This window comes from Streptomyces sp. BE303 (assembly GCF_036290945.1).
Classification (GTDB): Bacteria; Actinomycetota; Actinomycetes; order Streptomycetales; family Streptomycetaceae; genus Kitasatospora.
This window is the reverse complement of the sequence record NZ_JAQYWZ010000945.1, coordinates 98,147-111,539: the sequence shown is the minus strand read 5'-3', so window position 1 is coordinate 111,539 and position 13,393 is coordinate 98,147. Positions and strand designations below refer to the sequence as shown.

Genomic DNA, 13,393 nt, shown 5'->3' with positions numbered 1-13,393 from the left:
GCCGGGCTCCCCGTGAGGGGGGCCCGGCCTCTCGCCGTCGGCCGCCGCCGGGCGGCGGCCGACGGACCGGTCAGGCGCCGACCAGCTGCTCGCTCGGGAGTCCGTTGGGCAGCTCGACGTGGGCGCCGAGGTCGCGCAGCTTGTCCATGAAGTTCTCGTAGCCGCGGTTGATCAGGTCGATGCCGTGCACGGTCGAGGTGCCCTCGGCCGCCAGCGCCGCGATCAGGTACGAGAAGCCGCCGCGCAGGTCCGGGATGACCAGCTCGGAGCCCATCAGCTTGGACGGCCCGGAGACCACCGCGGAGTGCAGGAAGTTGCGGGCGCCGAAGCGGCACGGGGTGGCGCCCAGGCACTCGCGGTAGAGCTGGATGTGGGCACCCATCTGGTTCAACGCGCCGGTGAATCCGAGCCGCGACTCGTACACCGTCTCGTGGACGATGGACAGGCCGGCCGCCTGGGTCAGCGCGACCACCAGCGGCTGCTGCCAGTCGGTCTGGAAGCCCGGGTGCACGTCGGTCTCCAGGGCGATCGCCTTGAGCTCGCCGCCCGGGTGCCAGAACCGGATGCCCTCGTCGTCCACCTCGAAGGCGCCGCCGACCTTCCGGAAGGTGTTGAGGAAGGTCATCATCTCCAGCTGGCGGGCACCGCGGACGTAGATGTCGCCCTTGGTGGCCAGGGCCGCGCAGGCCCAGGAGGCGGACTCCAGGCGGTCCGGCAGCGCGCGGTGGTTGTAGCCGTTCAGCTCGTCGACGCCGGTGATCAGGATGGTGCGGTCGGTGCCCATCGAGATGATCGAGCCCATCTTCTGCAGCACGCAGATCAGGTCGACGATCTCCGGCTCGATGGCGGCGTTGCGCAGCTCGGTGACGCCCTCGGCGAGGACGGCGGTGAGCAGCACCTGCTCGGTGGCGCCGACCGACGGGTAGGGCAGCTCGATCCGGGTGCCGCGCAGCCGCTGCTGGGCCACCAGGTAGGTGCCCTGCGGGTGCTTCTCGATGGTCGCGCCGAACTGGCGGAGCACCTCGAAGTGGAAGTCGACCGGCCGGCCGCCGATGTCGCAGCCGCCGAGGCCCGGGATGAAGGCGTGGCCGAGCCGGTGCAGCAGCGGGCCGCAGAAGAGGATCGGGATCCGCGAGGAGCCCGCGTGCGCGTCGATGTCGGCGACGTTGGCGCTCTCCACGTGGGACGGGTCGAGGATCAGCTCACCCTCTTCGTCGCCGGTGCGCACGGTGACCCCGTGCAGCTGGAGCAGACCGCGGACCACCTTGACGTCGCGGATGTCCGGGACGTTGCGCAGTCTGCTGGGTCCCTGGCCGAGCAGGGCGGCGACCATGGCCTTGGGGACCAGGTTCTTCGCACCGCGGACGCGGATCTCGCCTTCGAGCGGGTTTCCGCCGTGGACCAGCAGGACGTCGTCGGTCATCGTTCTCGCAATCCGGGGTGCCAGAGGAGTGGGTGGGGCTCTGCGAGGAGCCGTGCGGTGGACCGTTTCACGGACGAGTCGGGCCCCCGGCGTGACCGAGTCGGCACCGTGGAGGGGCGTCCACCATCAGTAGATGGTAGTGGTCGCGCCGACGGTTCCCGTGAGCCTCTCCCGTGATGGTGCTCTCCCCGGGCCGCGGGCCGCGCGCCGGTACGCCCGTACGGGTGTTCGCCGCGTGTTCGCCGGGTGTCGACCGGGTGTCGGCCCGGCGGACCGCTGATTGCCCTGCGGGTCCTCGGCCGGTCCCCGGTTTCGGGTGTCCGCCCCCGGGGGTCTGCGGGATCATGTGAGGCATGACGGCGGCCCATTCGCACGGAGGCCGGTCCCACACCGGCCGCTTGCTCGTCGCGACGCCCGTGCTCACCGACCCCAACTTCGCCCGGGCGGTGGTGCTCCTCCTCGACCACGACGTCGAGGGGGCGCTCGGTGTGGTCCTCAACCGGCCGACGCCGATCGAGGTGGGCAGCGTGCTGGACGGCTGGGGCGTGCTGGTGGGGCAGCCGGCCGTGGTGTTCCAGGGCGGACCGGTGGCACTGGACTCGGCGCTCGGGCTGGCCGTGGCGCCGGGGGAGCCGGGCACCGGCGAACCGCTCGGCTGGCGGAGGGTGCACGGCGCGATCGGCCTGGTCGACCTGGAGGCGCCGCCCGAGGTGCTGGCCGGCGAGCTCGGGGCGCTGCGGATCTTCGCCGGGTACGCGGGCTGGGCGCCCGGGCAGCTGGAGTCCGAGGTCACCAGCGGCGCCTGGTACCTGGTGGACTGCGAGCCGGGGGACATCTCCAGCCCGGAGCCGGAACGGCTCTGGCGCGCGGTGCTGCGCCGCCAGCGCGGCCCGATGGCGCTGCTCGCGACGTACCCCGACGACCCCACCCTGAACTGACCGGAGCGGCTCCCGTCGCGACACTGGCCCGGTTTTGCGGGGCGCCCATAGACTTGGCACCTATGAGCACTCTTGAGCCCGAGCGCGGCCTCGGCACCGGCACCCTGGTCGAGCCCGTCCCGCAGGTGTCCAACGGGGACGGCGACCACGAGCGCTTCGCCCACTACGTCCAGAAGGACAAGATCATGGAGAGCGCGCTCTCCGGGTCCCCCGTGGTGGCGCTGTGCGGCAAGGTGTGGGTGCCCGGGCGCGACCCGAAGAAGTACCCGGTGTGTCCGATGTGCAAGGAGATCTACGACGGCATCGGCAAGCCGCAGGGCGGCGACGACAAGTAGCGGCCTGCCCCGCATGTGAGGTCTGGACCATTTTGCAAACTGGTCTATGCCCGTGGACGGGCCGGGGGCAGGATGGCGGAATGGACCTCATACCCGCCCCCTTGAGCTCCGTCCGCCTCCCGGACCAGGACTTCTCCCTCGACCAGACCACCACCCTGACCGCGCCGCCGGCGCTGGCCGGGGCCGAACGGTGGCTGCGCTCCTCACTGGCCGCCGCCACCGGCCTTCCGCTGGCCCCGGGCCGGCCCGGGGAGGGAGTCGAACTGGTCCTCGACGAGACGCTGGCCGGCGAGGCGTACCGGCTCTCGGTGCGCCCCGGCCACGCCGTGATCACCGCCGGCGGGCCGGCCGGCGCGCTCTGGGGCGCCCAGACGCTGCGCCGGCTGCTCGGCCCGGACGCCTACCGGCGCGCTCCGCTGCGCTCCGCCGGCTGGGTGCTGCCCGGCACCGACATCGAGGACGCGCCGCGGTTCGGCTGGCGCGGCGTCCTGCTGGACGTCGCCCGGCACTTCCTGCCCAAGTCCGACGTGCTCCGCTTCGTGGACCAGCTCTCCGCGCACAAGCTCAACGTGCTGCACCTGCACCTGACCGACGACCAGGGCTGGCGGGTGGAGATCAAGCGCTACCCGCGGCTCACCGAGCTGGCCTCCTGGCGCGAGCGCTCGATGGTCGGCTTCCGGGCCGGCGAGCGCCGCGACGACCGCCCGCACGGCGGCTTCTACACCCAGGACGACCTCCGCGAGATCGTCGCCTACGCCGCCGAACGGGGCGTCACCGTCGTCCCGGAGATCGACCTGCCGGGCCACACCCAGGCCGCCGTGGTCGCCTACCCCGAGCTGGGCAACACCGATGTGGTGGACACCGCGGCGCTCGGGGTCTGGACCGACTGGGGCGTCAGCCAGAACGTGCTCAACCCCTCCGAGGCCACCCTCCGGTTCTTCGAGGGGGTGCTGGAGGAGGTCCTGGAGCTCTTCCCGTCCGAGTTCGTCCACCTCGGCGGCGACGAGTGCCCCAAGGAGCAGTGGAAGGAGAGCGCCGCCGCGCAGGCGCGGATCCGCGAACTCGGCCTGGCCAACGAGGACGAGCTGCAGAGCCACATCATCCGGCACTTCGACGGCTGGCTCGCCGAGCGGGGCCGCCGGCTGATCGGCTGGGACGAGATCCTGGAGGGCGGACTGGCGCCCGGCGCCGCGGTCTCCTCCTGGCGCGGCTACGGCGGCGGGATCGCCGCCGCCGAGGCCGGGCACGACGTGGTGATGTGCCCCGAGCAGCACGTCTACCTGGACCACCGGCAGGCTTCGGGGGAGGACGAGCCGATCCCGGTCGGCTTCGTCCGGACCCTGGAGGACGTCTACCGCTTCGAGCCGGTGCCGGCGCAGCTCGACGAGGTGGCCGCCCGGCGGGTGATCGGCACCCAGGCCAACCTGTGGAGCGAGTTCATGGACAGCGCCCGGGACATCGACTACCGGGCCTTCCCCCGGCTCGTGGCCTTCGCCGAGGTCGCCTGGTCCGCGCTGCCGGCCGATCCCGCGGAGCGCGACTTCGCCGGCTTCGAGCAGCGGATGGAGGCCCACCGGGAGGTGCTGGACGCGCTCGGCGTCGAGTACCGGCCGGCCGGCGGTCCGCACCCCTGGCAGAAGTGGCCCGGGGTGCTGGGACGGCCGATCGAGGGGCTTCCGCCGCTGGTCTGACGGGGCGGCCCGGACGTGGGGTCCCGCAGCCGGCGGGACCCCGCGGGCGGGCGCGGCGCGCGGGGCGTGCCGGGCGGGTGTGGCGGGCGGGAACTTCTGAGCGGTCGTCGGACGTCAAGAAGAGATGAATATCTGCTCCGGTTCGTATCGAACCGGAGCAGATACCGCCCGGTATCGGTCCCAATCGGGCAGTACCGTTCGCCCGACCCGGAATGATCATCGAGCATTGTGTGCCAGAGTTGCCCAACCCGGCCCGATCGCCCGTACCCTACGGGCCAGGCCGGACTGCCGCAGCGGACACCCCGGCCGAGGGCCGCGGGCGGCAGGCGATCGATGAGCAAGTGGAGCACGGTGGGACCCAGGTGAACCGGACGATCATGCTGCCGGCCTCCCTCGACGAGGCCGTAGAAGCGCTGGCCTCCCACCCGGCCGCGGTGCCGGTGGCCGGCGCCACCGACCTGATGGAGGCCGTCAACGCCGGGCGGCTGCGCCCCGCCGCCCTGGTCGGCCTGGGCCGGATCACCGAACTCCGCGGCTGGCGCTACGAGGACGGCGGCACCGCCGTCCTGGGGGCCGGGCTCACCCACGCACGGATGGACCGCCCCGACTTCGCCGCGCTGATCCCCGCGCTCGCCGACGCCGCCCGCACCGCCGGACCGCCGCAGGTCCGCAACGTCGGCACCCTCGGCGGCAACATCGCCACCGCCGCCCCGGCCGGCGACACCCTCCCGGTGCTCGCCGCGCTGGAGGCCAGCGTCACCCTCGCCCGGGCCGGCGCCACCCGCGAGGTCCCGGTCAGCCACCTGCTCACCGGCCTCGACCCGGTGCGCCCCGGCGAACTGCTCACCTGGGTGCGCGTCCCGCTGCTGCACGCCCCGCAGGTCTACCTCAAGGCCACCGGCCGCAGCGGCCCGGCCCGCGCCACCGCCTCGGTCGCCCTCGTCCTCGACCCCGCCCGGCGCGCCGTCCGCTGCGCCGTCGGTGCCGTCGCCCCGGTGCCGCTGCGACCGCTGGAGGCCGAGGCCTGGGTCGCCGGCTGCATCGACTGGGACGGTTCGCGGGAGATCGACCCCGCCGCGACGGCCGCCTTCGGCGAGTACGTGGCCGCCGCCTGCGTGCCCGACAGCTACGGCGCCGAGGGCTCCTGGGAGGCCGTCACCGAGGGGCCGAGCGCGGCCGCGGTGCGGCTGCGGCGTACCGTATCGGTGCTGGCCCGCCGGGCACTGGGAAGGGCGCTCAAGTGACCACAGACCACCCCATCGAGACCCTCGACGCGAGCCCCCTGGACCACGCGCCGCAGGTCAGCCGCGAGCTGCGCCCCTGCACCTCGTACACCCTGCGGGTCAACGGCTTCGAACGGCCCGTCACCGACGCCTGGATCGGCGAGAGCCTGCTCTACGTGCTGCGCGAGCGGCTCGGCCTGGCCGGTGCCAAGGACGGCTGCGAGCAGGGCGAGTGCGGAGCCTGCTCGGTCCAGGTGGACGGGCAGCTGGTGGCCGGCTGCCTGGTGCCCGCCGCGCTGGCCCAGGACAGCGAGATCAACACCGTCGAGGGGCTGTCCGCAGCCGGCGGCGCCAGCGACGTCCAGCAGGCCCTGGCCGAGTCCGGCGCGGTGCAGTGCGGCTACTGCACGCCCGGCCTGGCGATGGCCGTGCACGACCTGCTCCAGCGCAACCACCGGCCCACCGAGGTCGAGGCGCGTCAGGCGCTCTGCGGAAACCTCTGCCGCTGCACCGGGTACCGGGGCGTGCTGGCCGCCGTGCAGACCGTCGCCGACGCGCGCGCCTCGGACGGCGAACCGGCGGAGGGGACGGCGCCCGCCGCGGAGGCCGCACCCGCCGCCGCGCCCGCCCCGACGGCCGCGGAGCCGGTCCCCGGACCGCCCGCAGCCGCGCCCGTCGCCGCGACGGCCGCCGGCGACCTGCCGGTGTACACCGACGACGTCTGGATCGAGCACGTCCCGCAGCCGCAGGCCGAGGAGACCCCGACCACCGCCGGGACCGGCGTCGGCGTCGGCATGCAGTACGGCGTCCCCGACGGCCAGGGCGGCTACGACACCGGCGTGTACGACACCACCGTGCTCGCCCCGATCCGCGACGTCCCCGCCCCGCCCGCTGGCGACGGCACCGGCTACTACCCGGCCCCGGGCTACCCCGAGCAGCCCTACCCGGGCACCACCCCCGCCCACGGCACCTACCTGCCCGGACCCGGCGGCTACCCCGAGGCGGGCGGCTACCCGCAGCAGCCCGGCTACGACAACGCCTCGCCGTACGACGGCCCGGTGTACGAGACCGCTCCGGTGCACGGCACCCCGGCCCACGGCACCCCGCTCCCGGGCTACGACGGCCAGGGCTTCCCGAACCCGGGCTACGACGGCACCCCCGCGCACGGCACGCCGTACGTCCCCGCGCCCCCGCACGGTGCCCCGGCCGAGGGCGCCGCCCCCGCCGGCGTCCCGTACGGCGCCACCCCCGCCCACGGCATCCGGCTCCCCGAGGACGACCACGCATCATGACGTCGCCTACCGACATCGGCGCAGCACCCCAGCAGGACGGCGACCAGGGCGGTGCGGCGGAGCCGTTCGGCCTGGGCAGTTCCCCGCTGCGCAGCGACGCCCTGCCGAAGGCGCTCGGCATCTACCCGTACGCCGCGGACCTCTGGGCCGAGGGCCTGCTCTGGGGCGCGGTCCTGCGCTCGCCGCATCCGCACGCCCGGATCCGCGGCATCGACACCTCGGCCGCGCTCGCGCTGCCCGGCGTGCACGCCGTGGTCACCGCCGCCGACCTGCCCGCCGGGCCGGACGGCAGCCCCGACGGCGCCCCGGCCGGGCCGATCGTCGCCGACCGCCCGGTGCTGGCCGCCGGCGTGGTCCGCCACCACGGCGAGCCGGTCGCCGCCGTCGCGGCCGACCACCCCGACACCGCTCGGCTCGCGGTCGGCCTGATCGCCGTCGACTACGAGCCGCTGGACGCCGTCACCGACCCCGAGCAGTCCTTCACCGCCCCGCCGCTGCACCCGGACGGCAACCTCTTCCGCCACCTGCCGCTGCGCACCGGCGACCCGGAGGCGGTCGGCGAGGTCGTGGTCGAGGGCCTGTACCAGGTCGGCCGGCAGGACCCGGCGCCGCTCGGCGCGGAGGCCGGCCTGGCCGTGCCGCGTCCGGACGGCGGCGTCGAGCTGCACCTGTCCTCCACCGATCCGCACGGCGACCGCGACCGGACCGCCGCCTGCCTCGGTCTGGAGCCGGACCGGGTCCGGCTGGTGGTGACGGGCGTGCCCGGCGCCACCTCCGACCGCGAGGACCTCTCCTTCCAGGTCACCATGGCGCTGCTGGCGCTGCGCACCGGCCGCCCGGTGAAGATGACGCTCACCCGCGAGGAGTCCTTCCACACCCACACCTCGCGCCACCCGGCCCTGCTGCGCTACCGCCACCACGCCGACGCCGAGGGCCGGCTGGTCAAGGTCGAGGCGCAGATCCTGCTGGACGGCGGCGCCTACGCGGACGTCTCCGCCGAGGCGCTGGCCGCCGCCGCCGCCTTCTCGGTGGGCCCGTACAACTGCCCCAACGTCTTCGTGGACGCCTGGGCGGTGCGCACCAACAACCCGCCGGCCGGCCGGATGCGCGGCGAGGGCGCGCTCCAGACCTGCTTCGCCTACGAGTCGCAGCTGGACCAGCTGGCCGCCCGGATCGGCGTCGACCTGGTGGAGATCCGCCGCCGCAACGTGATGGCCACCGGTGATCCGCTGCCCACCGGACAGGCCGTCACCTGCCCGGCCCCGGTGAGCGCGCTGCTGGAGGCGGTCGCCGAGGAGCCGCTGCCGGCCCTGCCGGTGGACGACCCGGACGCCGAGTGGCTGCTGCCGGGCGGGCCCGGCGGCGCCGGCGACCCGGCGGCGGTGCGGCGCGGGATCGGCTACGCGCTGGGCATGGTGCACATGCTGGGCGCCGAGGGCGAGGACGAGGTCTCCACCGCGACCGTCCGGGTCAGCGGCGACCACGCGACGGTGATCTGCGCGGCGGTCGACGCGGGCCACGGCTTCGCGACGCTGGCCCGGCAGATCGTCCAGACGGTGCTCGGCGTGAGCGAGGTCTACATCGCGCCGGCCGACAGCGACCAGTCGGTGGCCGGGCCGTCCGCCCGCGGCCGGCACACCTGGGTCTCCGGCGGCGCGGTCGAGCGGGCCGCGCTGATGGTCCGCCACCAGCTGCTCCAGCCGATCGCCGCCAACTTCGGCATGTCGGTGGAGCTGCTGCAGATCGCCGACGGCAAGATCACCTCGTACGACGGGGTGCTCGGCATGCCGGTCGCGGAGGCGCTGGAGGGCAAGGAGCTCTGGGCCACGGCGCAGTGCCGCCCGCATCCGACCGAGCCCCTGAACGAGGCCGGCCAGGGCGACGCCTTCGTGTCGATCGCGTTCTGCGCGATGCGCGCGGTGGTGGACGTGGACATCGAGCTCGGCGCCGTCCGGGTGGTCGAGATGACCGTCGCCCAGGACGTCGGCAGGGCGCTGAACCCGCGCCAGATCGAGGACCGGATCGAGGCGGGCGTCGCCCAGGGCGTCGGCCTGGCGCTGCTGGAGGAGCTGCGGACCGAGGGGGGCCTGCTGCTCAACCCCTCGCTGACCGGCTACCGGCTGCCGACCGCGCTGGACACCCCGGAGATCCGGATCGCCGCACTGCTGGAGGAGCGTGACGTGGTCGCCTCGTTCGGTGCCAAGGCGGTCAGTGCCGTCCCCGCCGTGACGGCCCCGGCGGCGGTGGCCGCCGCCGTCCGCGCGGCCACCGGACTGCCGGTCGGCCGGCTGCCGATCCGGCCCGAGGACGCCGTCACCGGCTGAGCCCCGGGGGCGGCGGAACCGGCTTCCGGGTCCGCCGTCCCGGGCTCCCGGAGCCCGGGACGGCCAACGGGACCGCGAACGGGGAATGCTCGGGGCACGGTCGGGGCACGACGGGGAATTCGTCGGAAAATCGGCCCGGAAAAGCCGTGAAAAAGCATGAAGAATTGCCGGTCGGCCTATCGGGCGCCGACCGGCAATTCTTTTGGTGGAGGCCATGACGGGAATCGAACCCGTGTAAACCGCTTTGCAGGCGGTTCCCTAAACCACTCGGGCACACGGCCGTGGGGTGAGACTGGACTGCGGCGGCGATCAGGCGCGGCGGCAGCAGCGACAGGCGCGACAACACCGGGGAGCGGCGGCGCAGGTGCGGGGCGCGGAGGCCACCGTCTTCCTGTCCATGTCCGACTCCTTGTCGTCGTTCGCCGTGTTGGTGAATTCAGTTTGGCGGAATGAGCAGTGGAACGTCAATATCCATTTGTAAATTCTGTGTGGCGGGGTGTGCTACGGTCGAAGACAGGTGGCCCCTTCCGGCCGCCCCGGACGAGCGCGTCGTACCCGGTGACGACAAGACGGCGCAGCACAGCGGCAACCCGGCCGCTGCTGACTGCGGAGGTACGACCGTCATGGCTTGGCTCGTTCTGATCGTTTCCGGCGTCCTGGAGACCGTGTGGGCGGTCGCCCTGGAGTCGTCGAAGGGCTTCTCCCGGCTGGTTCCGACCGTCGTCTTCGGGGTGGCGCTGGCGCTGTCCATGGGCGGACTGGCGTACGCGATGCGCTCGATCCCGATCGGTACCGGCTATGCGGTCTGGGTCGGTATCGGCGCGGTGGGGACGGCCGTGTACGGGATGGCCGTGCTGGGCGACGCGGTGACCGCGGCGCGGATCGGCTGCCTGCTCCTGATCGTCTCCGGCGTGGTGGGCCTCAAGGTGCTGCACTGAGTCGCCGGCCCGCGCACGCTCCCGGGCGTCCGTCGGGGCATCGGTACCCGTCGGGGCATCGGTAGGGGCCTCGATCGGGACGTCGGTCGGGACGTCGGTCCTAGGACCGACGGCGGAGGCGGGTGACGACCACGGTCAGGTATCAACGGGGCGTACGGGGCTTACGGTAGTACGTATGACCACAGCCTCCCCCACCTCGGTCGACCCTGACCACGTCCCGATACCGACCGACCCCGGTGGAGGGGTCCTCGGCAGCCGCTACCGTGCGCTCACCCTCGGCATCGTGTCGGTGGTGCTGCTGCTGGCCTTCGAGGCGACGGCGGTCAACACCGCGATGCCGGTGGCCGCCCGTGAGCTGGACGGGATCGGGCTGTACGCCTTCGCGTTCTCCGGTTACTTCACCACGACGCTGTTCGCGCTGGTCGTCTCCGGCCAGTGGTGCGACCGGCGCGGGCCGCTCCAGCCGCTCTTCACCGGCATCGCGGTGTTCGGCGCGGGCCTGGTGGTAGCCGGTGCGGCGCCCGGGATGTGGATCTTCGTGGGGGGCCGGGCGGTCCAGGGTCTGGGCGGCGGGCTGGTGATCGTCGCGCTGTACGTGGTGGTCGGCCGGGCCTACCCGGAGCGGCTGCGGCCGGCGGTGTTCGCGGCCTTCTCGTCGGCCTGGGTGCTGCCCTCGATCATCGGTCCGGTGGTCTCCGGGGCCGTCACCCAGCACCTCGGCTGGCGCTGGGTGTTCCTGGCCGTGCCGGCGCTGATCCTGCTGCCGCTGGCGGTGATGGGTCCGGCGCTGCGCCGGTCGGAGCGGGAACAGCCGCTGCCGAAGGGCGCCGCGTTCGACCGGCGCCGGACGGTGCTGGCCGCGATGGCCGCGCTCGGTGCGGCCCTGCTGCAGTACGCGGGCCAGCGGCTGGACCTGCTCGGCCTGCTGCCGGCGGCGGCCGGTGCGGCGCTGCTGCTCCCGGCCGTGCTGGGGCTGCTGCCGACCGGGACGCTGCGGGCCGGGCGCGGGCTGCCGACGGTGATCCTGCTGCGCGGGGTGGCCGCCGGGGCGTTCTTCGCGGCCGAGGCGTTCATCCCGCTGATGATGGTGACCGAGCGGGACCTCTCGCCGACCCTGGCCGGGCTCACCCTGACCAGCGGCGGGCTCTCCTGGGCGCTGGGCTCCTGGCTCCAGGGCCGGCCCCGGGCCGAGCGGTACCGCGAGGCGATGATCCGGGGCGGGTTCGTGCTGACCGCGGTGGCGATCGCGGGGGCCGCGCTGGTGCTGGTCCCGGAGGTGCCGGTCTGGGTGGCGGCGGTCGCCTGGGGCGTCGGCGGGATCGGCATGGGGCTGACGGTGGCGAGTGTCAGCGTGCTGATGATGAAGCTGTCGGCGCCGCAGGACGCCGGGGCCAACTCGGCCTCGCTGCAGATGAGCGACGCCCTCGGCAACGTGCTGCTGGTGGGGCTGTCCGGGGTGCTGTTCTCGGCGCTGGGCGGCGGCTCGGTGACCGCCGCCCACGACGGGGCCGGGGGGACCGGGACGACCACCGCGTTCGCGGTGATCTTCCTGGTCATGACCGGGGTGGCGCTGCTCGGCGCGCTCGTCTCCGGCCGGGTCCGGAAGGCCGACCCGGTCCGGATCTGACGGGCCGCCCGGCCCGGTCCGGAGGGGCCGGTTCAGCCGACGGCGGCCGGTGCCGGGGCGGGGGCCGGGGCGGGGGAGCCGAGGAAGGTCTCCCAGCCGCCGGCCGGGGCCTGGCCGACGGCGAGGCTCTGCAGCTTGCGCAGCACCGCCGGGTCCTGCGCGTCCAGCCAGTCGACCAGCTGCCGGAACGAGACCAGCCGGACCTCCGGGCGGCCGGCGATCGCCCTGAGCACGTCCTCGACGGCGTTCATGTAGATGCCGCCGTTCCACTCCTCGAAGTGGTTGCCGATGACGAACGGCGCCCGGTTGGTGGTGTACGCCCGCTCGAACCCCATCAGGTAGGCGTCCCGGGCCTGGGTCTGGTACCCGGGGTGGAGCGCCGGGTCGGCCTTGGTGTTGCTGCCGCACTGGTTGAACATGATGTTGTAGTCCATCGAGAGCACCTGGAAGGTGTGCCCGGGGAAGGGGATGGACTGCAGGGGGAGGTCCCAGAGCGCGCCGCCCTGGATCTTCTGGGGCCAGATCTGCGTCCCGTTGCCGCTGCTGTCGTAGCGCCATCCGCGCTTGACGGCGGTGGGCAGCAGGTTGCGCTGGCCCTCCAGACAGGGGGTGCGGCTGCCGATCAGCTCCTTGCGGTAGTCGAAGGGCAGCGCCGGCAGGTCGGTGAAGCCGGTGGTGGTCCGCCAGTTGGTGACGAAGTCCATCGCCTGCTGGATCTCGTGGTCCCACTCCTCCGGCGACCACTGGCCGACGCCGGTGGCGCCGCAGAAGTGGCCGTTGAAGTGGGTGCCGATCTCGTGGCCCTCCAGCCAGGCGCCGTGCAGGTTCTCCAGCGTGTCGTGGATGTGCTGGTCGCTCAGGTAGCCGATGTCGGAGGCGCCGACCTTGTGCTGCGGGGGGCGGTAGAGGTCCTTCTTGGACTCGGGCAGCAGGTACAGGCCGCTGAGGAAGAAGGTCATCGAGGCGTTGTGCTCCGTGGCGAGCCGGCGGAACCGGGCGAACAGCCCGTTGTCGAGCTCGCCGGCGCCGTCCCAGGAGAAGACCACGAACTGGGGCGGGCGCCCGCCGAGCCCGAGCGGTTCGGCGGTGGGCTGGTTCGGCTGCGGGCCGGTGTCGGAGGTGGAGCCGTCGCCGATCACGGTGACCGGTGGCTTCGCGGCCTCGGTCGGGGGCCCGGCCTGGTCGACCCCGGGGGTGGCCGGCAGCGGCTCCGGGGTGCCCGTCAGCCCGCCGGCGTCGGTCCGGCCGCAGCCGGCCGCGAGGGCGGCTGCGCCGGCGGCACCCGCGGCCAGCAGGGTGCGGCGGGAGAGAGCGTCCATGGTCACTCCGTTCGTGGGGCGTGCGCGGGGAGGCGGGGCACACCAGGCGGGGCACGGCCGGCGGGCACGGCTGTCCGGAGGCGGACAGCGGGCCGGTCAGACAAGTGCGGTGATAGGCCTGTGAACGGGGTCAGCATGGCATGTGATCAAGTTCGGTCGACGGTTCACCACGAACGGTCGGAACTGATCGCCCGAACGATGCAACCAGGACGGTGTTCCTGAGTGTCCGATGAAGAGGTCGTCGCGGTAACCGGCGTCCGCCAGGTGGCGGGCCGGTGTCCTT

Annotated in this window: 9 protein-coding genes, 1 tRNA gene, 1 pseudogene and 1 riboswitch; of the genes and pseudogenes, 8 read left to right on the top strand and 3 right to left on the bottom strand. The window is 73.8% G+C overall.

Annotated elements, in window-relative coordinates; genetic code table 11:
- Window positions 1–70: 70 nt before the first annotated feature.
- Window positions 71–1,423: a UDP-N-acetylglucosamine 1-carboxyvinyltransferase gene (gene murA / locus PUR56_RS39455; RefSeq protein ID WP_329883583.1), complete on the bottom strand. Its 1,353-nt coding sequence runs from the start codon at window positions 1,421–1,423 to the stop codon at window positions 71–73.
- A gap of 353 nt (window positions 1,424–1,776) precedes the next feature.
- Here murA and PUR56_RS39450 point away from each other — a divergent pair, with 353 nt between their 5' ends.
- The 6 genes and pseudogenes from PUR56_RS39450 (at window position 1,777) to PUR56_RS39425 (ending at window position 9,226) form a co-directional block, all read left to right on the top strand.
- Window positions 1,777–2,361, top strand: coding sequence for a YqgE/AlgH family protein (locus PUR56_RS39450; protein WP_329883584.1), 585 nt, complete (start codon window positions 1,777–1,779; stop codon window positions 2,359–2,361).
- A gap of 62 nt (window positions 2,362–2,423) precedes the next feature.
- Complete coding sequence (locus tag PUR56_RS39445) at window positions 2,424–2,696, top strand: DUF3039 domain-containing protein (RefSeq protein ID WP_327677380.1); 273 nt, start codon at window positions 2,424–2,426, stop codon at window positions 2,694–2,696.
- Window positions 2,697–2,776: 80 nt separating this feature from the next.
- Window positions 2,777–4,387: a beta-N-acetylhexosaminidase gene (locus tag PUR56_RS39440; protein ID WP_329952508.1), complete on the top strand. Its 1,611-nt coding sequence runs from the start codon at window positions 2,777–2,779 to the stop codon at window positions 4,385–4,387.
- 377 nt (window positions 4,388–4,764) lie between these two features.
- Window positions 4,765–5,631, top strand: a complete 867-nt coding sequence (locus PUR56_RS39435; protein WP_329883745.1) for an FAD binding domain-containing protein — start codon at window positions 4,765–4,767, stop codon at window positions 5,629–5,631.
- Window positions 5,632–5,705: 74 nt separating this feature from the next.
- Window positions 5,706–6,159: pseudogene (locus PUR56_RS39430) on the top strand ((2Fe-2S)-binding protein); the annotation flags it as partial.
- Window positions 6,160–6,898: 739 nt separating this feature from the next.
- Window positions 6,899–9,226 (top strand): xanthine dehydrogenase family protein molybdopterin-binding subunit, encoded by a 2,328-nt coding sequence (locus tag PUR56_RS39425; protein WP_329883586.1) that lies wholly within the window; start codon window positions 6,899–6,901, stop codon window positions 9,224–9,226.
- 206 nt (window positions 9,227–9,432) lie between these two features.
- On the opposite strand, the gene PUR56_RS39420 is transcribed toward PUR56_RS39425, so the two are convergent.
- Window positions 9,433–9,507: transfer RNA gene (locus PUR56_RS39420), tRNA-Cys, on the bottom strand.
- A 233-nt stretch (window positions 9,508–9,740) separates the two neighbouring features.
- A riboswitch (guanidine-III (ykkC-III) riboswitch) is annotated at window positions 9,741–9,805 on the top strand.
- Between the two features lie 44 nt (window positions 9,806–9,849).
- Here PUR56_RS39420 and PUR56_RS39415 point away from each other — a divergent pair.
- Both PUR56_RS39415 and PUR56_RS39410 read left to right on the top strand, forming a co-directional pair.
- Window positions 9,850–10,164 carry a DMT family transporter gene (locus PUR56_RS39415; RefSeq protein WP_329883587.1) on the top strand — a complete coding sequence of 105 codons (315 nt, stop codon included), beginning with the start codon at window positions 9,850–9,852 and terminating at the stop codon, window positions 10,162–10,164.
- Between the two features lie 175 nt (window positions 10,165–10,339).
- The gene (locus PUR56_RS39410; RefSeq protein ID WP_329952507.1) at window positions 10,340–11,791 is read left to right on the top strand and encodes an MFS transporter; all 1,452 of its coding nucleotides are present in this window, start codon (window positions 10,340–10,342) and stop codon (window positions 11,789–11,791) included.
- 32 nt (window positions 11,792–11,823) lie between these two features.
- Here the strand turns inward: PUR56_RS39410 and PUR56_RS39405 are convergent, their stop codons facing one another.
- The gene (locus PUR56_RS39405; protein ID WP_329952506.1) at window positions 11,824–13,110 is read right to left on the bottom strand and encodes a hypothetical protein; all 1,287 of its coding nucleotides are present in this window, start codon (window positions 13,108–13,110) and stop codon (window positions 11,824–11,826) included.
- Window positions 13,111–13,393: the final 283 nt, after the last annotated feature.